Origin of the sequence: Oxalicibacterium faecigallinarum, from assembly GCF_014635705.1 — a bacterium.
Taxonomy (GTDB): domain Bacteria; phylum Pseudomonadota; class Gammaproteobacteria; order Burkholderiales; family Burkholderiaceae_D; genus Oxalicibacterium; species Oxalicibacterium faecigallinarum.
Genome location: NZ_BMDI01000003.1, coordinates 187,597 through 200,927, shown reverse-complemented (window position 1 = coordinate 200,927; position 13,331 = coordinate 187,597). Strand labels below are relative to the sequence as shown.

General features: G+C 55.3%; 11 protein-coding genes. 6 read left to right on the top strand and 5 right to left on the bottom strand.

The features are described 5' to 3' along the window. The first annotated feature begins 87 nt into the window (after nucleotides 1–87). From IEV29_RS14430 to IEV29_RS14420, 3 genes are all read left to right on the top strand, one after another. On the top strand, nucleotides 88–1,461 hold the full coding sequence (locus IEV29_RS14430; RefSeq protein ID WP_188382026.1) for an Nramp family divalent metal transporter: 1,374 nt from the start codon (nucleotides 88–90) through the stop codon (nucleotides 1,459–1,461). Nucleotides 1,462–1,610: 149 nt separating this feature from the next. Continuing rightward, complete coding sequence (locus IEV29_RS14425) at nucleotides 1,611–2,864, top strand: putative Na+/H+ antiporter (RefSeq protein WP_229726427.1); 1,254 nt, start codon at nucleotides 1,611–1,613, stop codon at nucleotides 2,862–2,864. A 189-nt stretch (nucleotides 2,865–3,053) separates the two neighbouring features. Beyond that, a complete protein-coding gene (locus IEV29_RS14420) occupies nucleotides 3,054–3,347 on the top strand; it encodes a hypothetical protein (protein ID WP_188382024.1) in 294 nt (97 codons plus the stop codon). Nucleotides 3,348–3,431: 84 nt separating this feature from the next. Here the strand turns inward: IEV29_RS14420 and secF are convergent, their stop codons facing one another. The 5 genes from secF to queA form a co-directional block, all read right to left on the bottom strand. Further along, nucleotides 3,432–4,376 (bottom strand): protein translocase subunit SecF, encoded by a 945-nt coding sequence (secF, locus tag IEV29_RS14415; protein ID WP_188382023.1) that lies wholly within the window; start codon nucleotides 4,374–4,376, stop codon nucleotides 3,432–3,434. A gap of 98 nt (nucleotides 4,377–4,474) precedes the next feature. Further along, entirely contained in the window at nucleotides 4,475–6,334 is a 1,860-nt protein-coding gene (gene secD, locus IEV29_RS14410) for a protein translocase subunit SecD (RefSeq protein ID WP_188382022.1), read from the bottom strand. A gap of 76 nt (nucleotides 6,335–6,410) precedes the next feature. Further along, nucleotides 6,411–6,689: a preprotein translocase subunit YajC gene (gene yajC, locus IEV29_RS14405; protein ID WP_229726437.1), complete on the bottom strand. Its 279-nt coding sequence runs from the start codon at nucleotides 6,687–6,689 to the stop codon at nucleotides 6,411–6,413. Nucleotides 6,690–6,822: 133 nt separating this feature from the next. Beyond that, a complete protein-coding gene (gene tgt / locus IEV29_RS14400; RefSeq protein WP_188382020.1) occupies nucleotides 6,823–7,950 on the bottom strand; it encodes a tRNA guanosine(34) transglycosylase Tgt in 1,128 nt (375 codons plus the stop codon). Nucleotides 7,951–7,960: 10 nt separating this feature from the next. Beyond that, the gene (gene queA, locus IEV29_RS14395) at nucleotides 7,961–8,980 is read right to left on the bottom strand and encodes a tRNA preQ1(34) S-adenosylmethionine ribosyltransferase-isomerase QueA (protein WP_188382019.1); all 1,020 of its coding nucleotides are present in this window, start codon (nucleotides 8,978–8,980) and stop codon (nucleotides 7,961–7,963) included. Between the two features lie 171 nt (nucleotides 8,981–9,151). Between queA and recG the strand changes: the two genes are divergently transcribed. The 3 genes from recG to ubiA all read left to right on the top strand — a co-directional run bounded on the left by recG (nucleotide 9,152) and on the right by ubiA (nucleotide 13,239). Next, a complete protein-coding gene (recG, locus tag IEV29_RS14390) occupies nucleotides 9,152–11,311 on the top strand; it encodes an ATP-dependent DNA helicase RecG (protein ID WP_188382018.1) in 2,160 nt (719 codons plus the stop codon). Between the two features lie 75 nt (nucleotides 11,312–11,386). Further along, entirely contained in the window at nucleotides 11,387–12,334 is a 948-nt protein-coding gene (locus IEV29_RS14385; protein ID WP_188382017.1) for a hydrogen peroxide-inducible genes activator, read from the top strand. Nucleotides 12,335–12,381: 47 nt separating this feature from the next. Then, nucleotides 12,382–13,239 carry a 4-hydroxybenzoate octaprenyltransferase gene (ubiA, locus tag IEV29_RS14380; RefSeq protein ID WP_188382016.1) on the top strand — a complete coding sequence of 286 codons (858 nt, stop codon included), beginning with the start codon at nucleotides 12,382–12,384 and terminating at the stop codon, nucleotides 13,237–13,239. Nucleotides 13,240–13,331 lie beyond the last annotated feature (92 nt).

The window sequence follows — 13,331 nt, the reverse complement described above, 5'->3', positions numbered from 1 at the left end:
CAACGCATCCCTTTATTTACGCAAAAGAAACAAGGGTAATCGGCATGTTCTTGCCACTTATCCAGCCTCATATGGAGACTAGAATTAATGACTGATACAACGATGAACATCTCAGGCATGTCTGCCGGAGACAAGAAAGAAACCATCCACATGAAAGCACCGGGCACGGGGCTGGTGGACACCTGGAAGGCGATGGGACCTGGTATTGCTGCGGCAATGACAGGCATTGGCGCCAGCCACATCATGCATGCGCCGACAGCGGGTGCCCGTTTTGGCTATGACCTGCTCTGGGTCATTCTTGCGGCCTACATCATCAAGTATTGTGCATTCGAATTTGCACATCGCTACACGATGGTCAAAGGCGAGACCATCATCAACGCCTATCACCGTAACGGTAACTGGCCGCTGTGGTTCATGATTTTCCAAGGATTTGCCAATACCGTTGGCATCGCCGGTCGTGCACTCGGTTGCGCAGCCATGCTGTGGGCAGCATTTCCATTCATGGCACTGGAAACATGGGCGGTGGTGATTCTGCTGGGTACGGTTGCGATTCTTTGGGCCGGTAGTTACAAGGCTGTCGAAGGCATCTGTAAACTGCTGATTCTGATTTTTGCCGGTTCATGCTTTATCGCGTTTGCGTTGCAAGCACCGCCACCGATGGAATATCTGTCGCGTCTGGCACCGACTCTGCCACCAATCGCCGCCATGATGCTGTTCGGCGCCATGTTCGGTTACTTCCCGACGACGCTTGAAGTTGCGCCGATGCAATCGAACTGGGCCGTCGACAAAAAAGCCGGCATGGTGAAGATCAATGAGCTGCGTGCGCAAGGACACAAGGTGGAAATGGATAAGGACTACATGAAAAACAGTCTGATCCTTTTCAAACGTGACATGAACATCTCGTACATCGTGTCGATGCTGTCCGGCATGATCTTCCTGATCGTCGGTGCCGCCATTCTCAATCCGCTCGGTCTGGTACCGAAAGGCAGCGAGATGGGTGCAACGATTGCGCGTATCTATACCGATACCTTCGGCCCTTGGATCTTCCCGGTCATTATTGCTGGCGGCGTAGCAGCACTGTTCTCGACCGTGTTCACGTACTTCGATGGCCAGGCCCGTATCACCGAAGAGTGCGCTGCACGCCTATTCAAGAAGCTCGATACACCGACGGCACGCAAACTCGTCTATCGTGGCATGCAGATCATCTGGATCATCGCAGGTATCGCGATTATCTACGGTCTGCCTGAACCGATCTTCGTCACGCAGTTGGCATCGGTGATGGCACTCGTCTTCTCTCCTGTCTTGTACTGGTTGACCGTCAAGGCACTGAAAGACAATTTCAAGACCGATTTTGAACGTGAGCTGCTGCCATCCAAGCTGATGTTTGCATGGGCATGGTTCGGTGTCATCGCACTGGTCGGCATTACAGGCTGGGTGTTGTACACGCAATTCATGATGTAATCACACCGCCATCTTGATGATGGTGGATTAATCCTTACCGCTTGCCGGGGACTGGTCCTCATGCTGATCCCCGGCTTTTTTATTCCTGGATTACACGGCATGGCGTAATTGCCACCGTTAAAAAAAAAGCCCTCACCATGAATGAAGAAATGAATCTCATCGCAGCCGTGTTATTTGGCATCGCACTTATTCACACATTCGCTGCCAAGTCGTTCGAGAAACTCGCACATCGCAGCAAACATCACTCCGGTCTCCTGCACCTGCTGGGTGAGATCGAGGTCGTCTTCGGCTTCTGGGCCTTTGTCCTGGTCTGCACAATGGCTTTTGTCGTTGGACCACAGAATGCAATCGAGTATGCAGAATCCCGTCATTACACGGAGCCGCTGTTTGTTTTCGTGATCATGATCATCGCGGCGTCGCGCCCTGTACTGGAAACAGTCAAGGGACTGGTTGCCGTACTCGCCCGCGCCATGCCGATGCGCACTGCTGTCGCACGCGTCTGGCTCTGCCTGTGTGTCGTTCCTCTGATTGGCTCTTTGATCACCGAGCCTGCAGCCATGACCCTCGCCGCACTGATGCTGGCGCCACTCGTCTTTCATGACGGTCTACGTGAATGGAAAAAATACGCTGCACTGGGCGTCTTGTTCGTCAACATCTCGATTGGTGGCACCCTTACGTCGTTTGCAGCGCCGCCCGTACTAATGGTCGCTGCCACCTGGAACTGGGACAGCGCTTTCATGGCTGCAACGTTTGGCTGGAAAGCGGCGATTGCCGTGTTCATCAATGCGACTGGCGTCACCATTCTTTTGGCTAAACATCTGGTCGACAAACCCTCCGAGGTGGAAAAAGCAGGCGGTGAACTGCCGATGCCTATTATTGTGGCAGTCGTGCATTTGCTGGCATTGGCCGGCGTTGTGTATTTCGCGCATCATCCGGTCATTTTCCTGGCGATCTTTCTGTTCTTTCTTGGTTTCACTAAAGCTTATGAACCGTATCAAAGCCCTCTCATCCTCAAGGAAGGATTGCTGGTCGGCTTTTTCCTTGCAGGCCTTGTCGTGCTCGGCGGCATGCAGCAATGGTGGTTACAGCCAATCGTTTCCGGACTTGAACCGACGGCTCTCTTCTTTGGCGCCCTGTTCTTGACTGCGATCACAGATAACGCCGCATTGACCTATCTCGGCTCACTGATCGAAGGCATGAGTGACGCTGCGAAGTACATGCTGATGGCTGGTGCTGTTGCGGGTGGTGGTCTGACAGTGATCGCCAATGCGCCAAATCCTGCCGGTGTCGCTTTGCTCCGTGGAGGCTTTAAGGATGGCGCGATCAGTATCCTGGGACTGGTTGTCGGCGCAATCATTCCTACTGCTGTTGCAGCAGCGCTTTTCCTGATGTTCATTCCTTGACGGCTGGTGCGCACTCCATTCCATGGAGTGCGCAAATTCAATCGATCTTGCCGTGTTGGAAATGCAATTGATCGCAAGAGAACGCTAGCCCAATTGCGCATCTCTCTTATCTATCTTTAAAAAGATGAAGGGCGAGTTTGATTGCCTCCTGCCTTTACCAAAGGCTCATCTATGCAGCGGCAATTCCACATGACAGAACTCATACTGAACTACCGACTAGAACTGGTCATAGCGATTTTTGTAGTGATTGCTGCCATCTGGCTTTGGCAGAGTATGCGATTCACATCGAGCCGTCATCGGTCGCAAGAACGGGCTGATACCAATAATCAGCTTTCGTATGATTACCTTGTATGGAAACTGGACGGTAACGTCGAGCTCGCCGACGAACTGATACGGATTGAGCGCGAAAAGAACGGCAGCTCACTCAAACAAGCGATCGATCAGGTCAATAAAGAGATCGCAAAGGACACAGAAAAAAACTAAGCCATACCAAGTTCAAGATTTCAGGATTAAAAATACACGCTCCAATAAAAAAGCCGGCATTGCCGGCTTTTTTCTTAAGTACGATCAGACTACTGCGCCATCGTTCTCTGTTTTTTCCTTGACCGGCACCATCAAGTCTTCACGTTTAACGCCTAGCCACATTGCAATCGCTGCAGCCACAAAGACAGAAGAATAAATACCGAAGCAGATACCAATCGTCAGTGCCAATGCAAAGTAATGCAGCGTCGGGCCGCCAAAGAAGAACATCGACAACACCATCAGCTGGGTCGAACCGTGCGTGATGATGGTACGCGAGATGGTGCGCGTGATCGCGTGGTTCATGACTTCGGCCACAGGCAGTTTGCCGTAGCGGCGATCACGGAAGGTTTCACGCACACGGTCAAACACGATGACCGATTCATTGACCGAGTAGCCAAGAACGGCAAGAACTGCCGCCAGCACTGTCAGCGAGAATTCCCATTCGAAGAACGCAAAGAAACCAAGAATGATCACCACGTCATGCAGGTTGGCAAAGATGGAAGCGACCGCAAATTTCCATTCAAAGCGGAAAGCCAGATAAATCATGATGCCGATGACCAGCATCCCCAGCGCCATCAGGCCATCGTGCGTCAGCTCTTCGCCCACTTGCGGGCCAACGAACTCCACGCGCTTGAGCTCGACGGTGTCGTCCTGCGCTTTCAAGGCGCCAATGACACGTTCACTGACTTGCTGCGTGCTGACACCTTCCTGCACAGGCAGACGAATCAGCACGTCCTGCGCCGTGCCAAAGCTTTGCACCTGCATATCGGTGTAACCCAGCGTGCCAAGCTCCTTACGCACCGCTTCCAGATCGGCCGGCTTCTTGTACTGCACTTCGAGCACGGTGCCGCCCGTGAATTCGATCGACAGATGCAAGCCTTTAGAGAATAGGAAAAATGCCGCCAGACAAAACGTCAAGACTGAAATGACGTTGAAAATCTTGGCATGGCGCAGAAAGGGAATGTCTTTATTGATCCGGAAAAATTCCATCACTAACCTCTTCAGCGATCGCCCCGTCCTTGGAGCGATCTGTTTATTTATTGATCAATACAATCGCAATGCAATCGATTCAGGATGATGCGTAACGCTTATTCGGTCGGCTTCCAGACCTGACCAATCGAAATGCTGGTGAGACGCTTCTTGCGGCCGTACCAGAGATTGACCACACCGCGCGATACAAACACCGACGAGAAAATCGACGTGATGATGCCCAACGCATGCACCACCGCAAAGCCGCGTACCGGACCGGAGCCGAAGATCAGCAGGGCCAGCGCCGCAATCAGCGTCGTGATGTTGGAATCCAGAATGGTTGCCCACGCACGATCAAAGCCGAGCGCAATCGCCTGCTGCGGCGTTTGCCCCGCTCGCAACTCTTCACGCACACGTTCGTTGATCAGAACGTTGGCGTCAATTGCCATGCCGAGTGTCAGCGCAATCGCGGCAATACCCGGCAAGGTCAATGTAGCCTGCAGCAAGGACAGAATCGCCACCAGCAGCATCACGTTGACCGCCAGTGCAAAGACACTGAACATGCCGAACACGCGGTAGTAGATGATCATGAAGATACCCATCGCGACGAAGCCCCACAGCACCGAGTGGAAACCCATCGAGATGTTTTCCGCACCCAGTTGCGGACCAATCGTACGTTCTTCGATGATTTCCATCGGTGCCGCCAGCGAACCGGCGCGCAGCAGCAGTGCCAGATCGGCCGCCGCTTCCGACGAACCCATGCCGGTAATCTGGAAGCGCGAACCCAGTTCGTCACGGATCGTCGCCACGGTCAGAACTTCGCCCTTGTTCTTTTCAAACAGTACGATCGCCATCGACTTGCCAACACGCGTACGTGTTGCGTCGCGCATGCGGCGACCACCGTCACCGTTCAGATCGATGCTGACAGAAGGCTGCTGGTTCTGATCAAAGCTGGCCGATGCGCTGGAAATGTATTCGCCCGTGATGACCGGATCTTTGTACAACACGACCGGTGCATTCTTGCCGACACGGAACAGCTCGGAGCCGAATGGAATGGCGGCGGTTTCTTCCGTGCCGCGCATGACGCTTTCATCGACCATGCGGACTTCCAGCGTGGCGGTCTTACCGATGATGTCCTTGGCCCGCGACACATCCTGCACACCAGGCAACTGAACGATGATGCGATCTGCGCCCTGACGCTGAATCACGGGCTCAGCCACACCCAGTTCGTTCACCCGCTTGGACAAGGTCGTGATGTTTTGCTGAACCGCATCTTCAATGGTCTGACGCAACACGGTCGGCTGCATCGAGCCCACCAGTTTCAGGTCACTGCCGGTGCCGCTGTCAGCCAGCGTCAGTTCGCGCAACTCGTCACCCAGCACTGCTTTTGCGCGCTCACGGGTTTCGTTGTCACGGAAGGAGATTTCAACCGTATCGCCCACACGTGCGATACCGGCGTGGCGCACATTTTTGTCGCGCAGGATGCTGCGCACGCTGGCCTGCAAGCCGGTCACGCGTTTGTTCATGACTGCCTTGGTATCAACCTGCATCAGGAAGTGCACACCACCGCGCAGATCGAGGCCGAGATACATCGGTGCCGCTTTCAGGCTTTGCAGCCATTGCGGCGTGTTCGGCAACAGGTTGAAGGCAACCAGATAAGTGGGATCGGTCGGGTCTGTATTCAGCTCACGCTCAAGCACACCCTTGGCCTTGAACTGAATGTCGGTCGAGGCAAAACGGGCGCGGACACTGCCCTGATTGCCAATCGTCTCGTACATGATGCCGGTATTGGGAATGCCATCCTTGGTCAGAATTTCTTCCACGCGGCCCATCAATGCGGTATCGACCTTGATGGTGGCCTTGGCACTGCTGATCTGGACAGCAGGCGACTCGCCGAAGAAATTGGGCACGGTATACAGCGCACCGACGACCAGCGTAAAAATGATCGTGATGTACTTCCAGAGAGGATAGCGATTCATAGTGATTCGTAATCAGGTAAAACGTCAGGACAAAATCAACCCCACGTCTGCACCTGCAGAGGTGGGGTTGATTTTCTTACAGCGACTTGATGGTGCCTTTTGGCAGCAGCGTCGTTACCGCACTTTTCTGGATGATGATTTCGGTACCATCCTGCACTTCGATCGACAGGTAGACGTCGGACACTTTGTTGACCTTGCCGAGGATACCGCCGGACGTCACGACTTCGTCGCCGCGGGTGACGGCTTCAACCATGGCTTTGTGTTCTTTCTGGCGTTTCATTTGTGGGCGAATCATCAGGAAATACAACACCACAAACATCAGGATGATCGGCACGAACTGCATCAAACCGCCCATCGCGCCACCTGGCGCAGCTGCATATGCGTTGGAAATAAACACGAGAAATGCTCCAGATTGTTGATTAAATGACCGGCTATTCTAGCATCGCAGGGCGTCCGGTCGATCCGCCCTGTTTTTCCCTGCGGAAAACTCAGGTGCTGCGCACCCTATCCGCGTGAAACTGGATGACAAACTGCTGGAAGGTCCCCGCATCAATGGCATCGCGCATCTGCTGCATCAGATCCAGGTAATAGTGCAGATTGTGGATCGTATTGAGACGCGCGCCGAGAATTTCGCCGGTGCGGTGCAAATGATGCAGATAGGCACGCGAGAAATTGCGGCAGGCATAACAACCACAGGTTTCGTCCAGCGGCGCCTTGTCTTCCTTGTAGCGCGCATTCTTGATCTTGATGTCACCAAAGCGCGTGAACAACCAGCCATTGCGCGCATTGCGGGTCGGCATCACGCAATCGAACATATCGATGCCGTTGGACACCCCGGCCACCAGATCTTCCGGCGTACCGACGCCCATCAGATAGTGCGGCTTGTCGGCAGGCAGACGTGGGCCGACGTGTTCCAGCACACGCATCATGTCTTCCTTCGGCTCGCCGACCGACAGACCGCCGATGGCCACGCCATGGAAATTCAATTCTTCCAGCCCGGCCAGTGATTCGTCGCGCAAGATTTCAAACATGCCGCCCTGCACGATGCCGAACAGGGCATTCGGATTTTCTTCGCGGTTGAACTCATCGAGCGAACGCTTGGCCCAGCGTAAGGACATGCGCATGGACTTGGCCGCCTCCTCCACTGTCGCCGGCCGGCCATCGATCTGATACGGCGTGCATTCGTCAAACTGCATCACGATGTCGGAATTGAGGATGCGCTGAATCTGCATCGACACTTCCGGCGACAGAAACAGCTTGTCGCCATTGATCGGCGAATTGAAATGCACGCCCTCTTCCGTGATCTTGCGCATCGCACCCAGCGAAAACACCTGAAAACCGCCGGAGTCGGTCAGAATCGGCTTATCCCAACCCATGAAATCATGCAGACCGCCAAACTTGGCCATGATGTCATTGCCCGGACGCAACCACAGATGGAAGGTATTGCCAAGAATGATCTGCGCATTGATTTCCTTCAGTTCCAGCGGCGACATCGCCTTGACCGACCCATACGTGCCGACCGGCATGAAAATCGGCGTTTCCACTGTGCCGTGATTGAGCGTCAGTTGGCCCCGACGTGCCTTGCCATCGGTTTTGAGTAATTTGTAGTTCAGCATTGCTTGGTCATCATCGTTTCGTCGTCAGGAACATCGCATCGCCGTAACTGAAGAAACGGTAACGCTGGGCAATCGCATGCGCGTACGCAGCACGGATGGTGTCATAGCCGGCCAGTGCCGATACCAGCATCAGCAGGGTCGATTTCGGCAAATGGAAATTGGTGATCAGACGCGACACCGTCTTGAAGGTATAGCCGGGTGTGATGAACAGGCGCGTATCGGCACTGCCAGCCTGCAACACACCGCTTTGCGACGCCGATTCCAGCGCACGCAGACTCGTGGTGCCCACTGCGATCACGTCACGACCGGCGGCTTGGGCTGCCTGCACCGCATCCACGGTTTCCTGCGCAATCGTGTACCACTCGCTGTGCATATTGTGCTCGGCCAGATTCTCACTCCGCACAGGCTGGAAGGTCCCTGCGCCGACATGCAGCGTCACATAAGCAAACCGGACGCCTTTTGCCTTCAGTTTTGCCAGCAACGCGTCATCGAAATGCAGGCCGGCGGTCGGTGCGGCAACCGCACCGGGATTCTTTGCGTAGACGGTTTGATAACGGGTCTCATCAAACGCATCCGCGTCGTGTTCGATATATGGCGGCAACGGCAAACGTCCATGTGCCTCGATCAGCTCAAACACATCATCAGGAAACTGCAATTCGTAAAACTCGCCCGCGCGCTGGCCGACGACGACATCGAAGGCATCAGCCAGCCGAATCTTCATGCCGGCCGTCGGCGATTTGGATGCACGGATTTGGGCATGCACATTACGCGCATCGATCACGCGCTCGACCATGACCTCCACCTTGCCGCCGGTTTCCTTGACGCCGAAGAAGCGTGCTTTGAGAACGCGCGTGTCGTTGAATACCAGCAAATCACCGGCCTGCAGCAGATCGACGATCTCTGCAAAGGCGCGGTCGTGTTGCTGCTCGCCATCGACATGCAGCAGGCGCGATGCACTACGCTCGGCCAGCGGCGTTTGTGCAATCAGTTCCGGCGGCAAATCGAAATCGAAATCGGAAAGGGAATACATGCTCGGGTAAGATGAAGAACGGTTGCGACAGACCTGCTATCGTTGCCATAATGTTCAGTCGCCTGTGTTTTGTTATCGATTCGTCACGATATCCATAACAGCAATACGCCTCGGCGACCGCACTTTGCAAAACCCGCTATTTTACGCTCTGTCGCCCGTTTTCGGCCCGATATGCCTGCTCCCAGAACAAAGTCTGTCTCTTCTTCGCGCCGCACCACTGAAATCGCCGCCCAACCGGCAGGCAAGACTGCGTCCGCAACCAGCAAAACCGCTGGCAACAGCACGGCCGCCAAGCTTGAAGACAAACTGATACGCCTCGGCCTGCGTACCGATATGGACAAGGTGCTGCATCTGCCGGCACGCTACGAAGACGAGACCCAACTTTGCCGCATCAGTGACGCCGGCATGCGTGCGGGTCATCCCGTGCAAGTGGAAGGGGTGGTCACCTCATGCGAAGTCGCATTCCGCCCGCGCCGCCAGCTGATCGTCACGATTGCGGATGACAGCGGCCCGCTGACGATGCGCTTTCTCAATTTTTACGGCAGTCAGGTCAAGCAACTGGCCGAAGGCAATCGGGTGCGTGCACGTGGCGAAGTACGGCATGGATTTTTTGGCGCAGAGATGGTGCATCCGTCGTACAAGATGGTCAATCAGGACGCACCGCTGCCTGATGCGCTCACGCCGGTTTATCCGGCGGGAGAAGGTTTGTCGCAAACCCTGCTGCGTAAAACAATCGCGACTGCCATGAGCCGCATCGTCTGGGACGACACGCTGCCCGAAGCAATGCGTACCTCGCTGGACTTGATGCCTTTCGAACCTGCCGTTCGCCTGCTGCACAATCCCCCACCTGACGTCGATGAAAGCGCCTTGATCGACCGCTCGCACGATGCATGGGTACGTGTGAAATTTGATGAGCTCTTGGCACAGCAGCTTTCGATGAAGCGCGCGCAGGACGCACGCCGTGAAAAAGGGGCACCGGCCCTGAAGAAAATCGGTGCATTGTCCAAAGCCTTTCTCGCACAACTGCCTTTCAAACTCACAGCGGCACAGCAACGCGTCTTGGCAGAAATCCGGGAAGATGTGCAGCAATCCTTCCCCATGCAACGCCTGTTGCAGGGGGATGTCGGCAGTGGCAAGACTGTGGTGTCGGCACTTGCTGCCGCACAAGCCATCGACAGCGGCTACCAGGCCGTGTTGATGGCCCCAACAGAAATTCTGGCCGACCAGCATTTCCGCAAGATTGCCGGATGGATGGAGCCGCTCGGCATTCGTGTCGTCTGGCTGACCGGCAGTCTGAAAAAGAAAGAGAAAGTTGACGCAAAAGCCCTGATCGAATCCGGCGAAGCACAATTGATCATCGGTACGCATGCCTTGATTCAGGAAGATGTGCAATTTTCCAAACTCGGGCTCGTGATCGTCGATGAGCAGCATCGCTTCGGCGTGGGCCAACGCCTGACGTTGCGCAACAAGGGTGCGGCTGCAGGCGCAAGCAAGAAACCGGTCGCCACCGTGCCCCATCAACTGATGATGTCGGCCACACCGATCCCGCGCACGCTGGCAATGACGTACTACGCCGATCTGGAAGTCTCGGTCATCGATGAACTGCCCCCCGGTCGCACACCGATCGTCACGCGTGTAATCGACCAGAATCGCCGTGACGAAGTGATCGAACGTGTGCATGCCGCTGCGCTGGAGGGACGACAAATCTACTGGGTCTGCCCGCTGATTGAAGAATCCGAAGCACTGCAACTGCAAACGGCAACGGACACGCATGCGACCCTGTCCGCCGCCTTGCCTGATCTGCGGGTTGGACTGGTGCACGGTCGCATGAAGCCGGCAGAAAAGCAGGCAGTGATGGATGGATTCTCACGTGGCGAGATTCATCTGCTGGTCGCCACCACCGTGATTGAAGTCGGTGTTGACGTGCCCAATGCCTCATTGATGGTAATCGAGCATGCGGAGCGTTTTGGCCTGTCGCAACTCCACCAGTTACGCGGCCGCGTCGGGCGCGGCTCTGCAGCCAGCGTTTGTCTGTTGCTGTATCAATCGCCACTCGGGCAGATTGCCAAGCAACGTCTCGCCATCATGCGCGAATCGACCGATGGTTTTGAAATAGCTCGTCGCGATCTCGAATTGCGCGGCCCCGGCGAGTTTCTGGGCGCACGGCAGTCCGGGCAGGCGATGCTGCGCTTTGCCGATCTGGAAACGGATCAATGGCTGGTCGAACGTGCACGCGATGCCGCACAACGCCTACTGCGCCACGACCCTGCAGCAGTCGATGCGCATCTGGCACGCTGGCTCGGCGCGCGCGAAGAATATCTGAAGGTATAGAATGGGTGCTTCCTGGCTGTCACTATTTTTATCAGCCTTTGACCGGCTTCTGATTTCTCTCAGTCTGGATTTCTCATGACGCTTACCGAACTCAAGTACATCGTTGCAGTGGCACGCGAAAAGCATTTTGGTCGCGCCGCAGAAGCCTGTTTCGTTGCGCAACCTACGCTGTCGGTCGCCATCAAGAAACTGGAAGATGAACTGGGCATCAGCATCTTTGAACGTGGTGGCAGCGAGATTTCGACCACGCCGCTTGGCGCGCAGATCGTCCTGCAGGCAGAGCGTGTGCTCGAACAAACCGCCGCCATCAAGGAACTCGCCAAGCAGAACAAGGACCCGCTGGTCGGCCCGTTCCGCCTCGGTATCATTTATACAATTGCGCCGTATTTATTGCCGCCCCTCGTCAAAACGCTGATTGATCGGGTGCCGCAAATGCCTCTGGTTCTGCAGGAGAATTTCACCGTGAAGCTGGTGGAGCTGCTGCGTCAGGGTGAGCTCGATGCCATCATCGTTGCCCTGCCCTTCAATGATCAGGGACTGGTCGTGCAGCCTGTGTATGACGAACCGTTCGTGGTCGCCGTACCCGAACATCACGAATGGGCGTCGCGTGACCACATCAACAGCGACGAATTGAAATCCGAAACCATGCTGCTGCTTGGCAACGGACATTGCTTCCGCGATCAGGTGCTCGAAGTCTGCCCGGAAGTATCGCGCTTTTCGACATCCGGTGACGGCATCGCGCGCACCTTTGAAGGCTCTTCGCTGGAAACCATCCGTCACATGGTTGCCTCGGGCATCGGCATTACCGTCCTGCCGCGCGGTTCGGTACCGGACATGCACACAAGCGAAGGCATGCTGCGTTACCTGCCCTTTACCGACCCGGCACCGTCACGCCGTGTCGTGATTGCATGGCGCAAAAGTTTTACGCGTGGTGCAGCGATCGAAGCCGTACGCCAGGCATTGCTGTCTTGCGACCTGAATGGCGTCACAATGCTGCCGGATGAACCGTCGTCCGAATCCTGACATCCGATTTTCCGAGCGACCAACGCACATCTTCATCAAACCGTGGCATGAATCGTCTTCACCTGTATTTCAAACTGATCCGTCTCGACAAACCGATTGGCATCGTTCTGCTGCTCTGGCCAACCTTGTGGGCATTGTGGATGGCCTCCGATGGCGTCCCTGATGCATCGCTATTGTTTATCTTTACGCTCGGCACCATCCTGATGCGCTCGGCCGGCTGCGCGATCAATGATTATGCTGATCGCGATTTCGACAGGCATGTAAAACGGACAGTCGATCGCCCGATCACAAGCGGCAAGATTCGTCCCCGCGAGGCACTGATCGTTGCCGCGGTATTGTCCATTACTGCGTTCCTGCTCATCCTGCCGCTGAATGCGCTGACCAAGCAGTTATCGGTTGCCGCCGTCATCATTGCCGGCACCTATCCTTACTTCAAACGTTTCTTTGCGATTCCGCAAGCGTATCTCGGGATTGCTTTCGGCTTTGGCATCCCGATGGGTTTTGCGGCAGTGCAGAACAGCGTGCCGCCGGAAGCATGGTGGCTGCTGCTTGCCAATATCTTCTGGGCCATCGCCTATGACACGGAATATGCAATGGTGGATCGTGACGATGATCTGAAAATCGGCATGAAGACGTCTGCCATCACCTTCGGTCGCTTTGATGTCGCGGCCGTGATGCTGTGCTATGCCGTCAGCTTTGCCATCATCCTGATCATTGGCTGGCAATTCGGACTACGCACATGGTTTGTGGCGGGGATGTTGATCGCCAGTGCCTGCGCGGTTTATCACTACTTTCTGATTCGTGATCGCGGACGCGAGGGCTGCTTCAAGGCATTCCGGCACAACAACTGGCTCGGTGCCGCCATCTTTGCGGGCGTCTTCCTCGACTATTTGTTGCGCACGTGACTTGCCTGAGGTGAGACAACGCACATTACGCATGTCAAAACCGTTTTCAGCCTGAACCAAGTCGTCGAATCAGAATCACTCAGTCTCCAACC

Coding starts and splice junctions, on each gene's coding strand:
- IEV29_RS14430 (WP_188382026.1), top strand. CDS start 88: ATGACTGATACAACGATGAACATCTCAGGCATGTCTGCCGGAGACAAG.
- IEV29_RS14425 (WP_229726427.1), top strand. CDS start 1,611: ATGAATCTCATCGCAGCCGTGTTATTTGGCATCGCACTTATTCACACA.
- IEV29_RS14420 (WP_188382024.1), top strand. CDS start 3,054: ATGACAGAACTCATACTGAACTACCGACTAGAACTGGTCATAGCGATT.
- secF (WP_188382023.1), bottom strand. CDS start 4,376: ATGGAATTTTTCCGGATCAATAAAGACATTCCCTTTCTGCGCCATGCC.
- secD (WP_188382022.1), bottom strand. CDS start 6,334: ATGAATCGCTATCCTCTCTGGAAGTACATCACGATCATTTTTACGCTG.
- yajC (WP_229726437.1), bottom strand. CDS start 6,689: ATGGGCGGTTTGATGCAGTTCGTGCCGATCATCCTGATGTTTGTGGTG.
- tgt (WP_188382020.1), bottom strand. CDS start 7,950: ATGCTGAACTACAAATTACTCAAAACCGATGGCAAGGCACGTCGGGGC.
- queA (WP_188382019.1), bottom strand. CDS start 8,980: ATGTATTCCCTTTCCGATTTCGATTTCGATTTGCCGCCGGAACTGATT.
- recG (WP_188382018.1), top strand. CDS start 9,152: ATGCCTGCTCCCAGAACAAAGTCTGTCTCTTCTTCGCGCCGCACCACT.
- IEV29_RS14385 (WP_188382017.1), top strand. CDS start 11,387: ATGACGCTTACCGAACTCAAGTACATCGTTGCAGTGGCACGCGAAAAG.
- ubiA (WP_188382016.1), top strand. CDS start 12,382: ATGAATCGTCTTCACCTGTATTTCAAACTGATCCGTCTCGACAAACCG.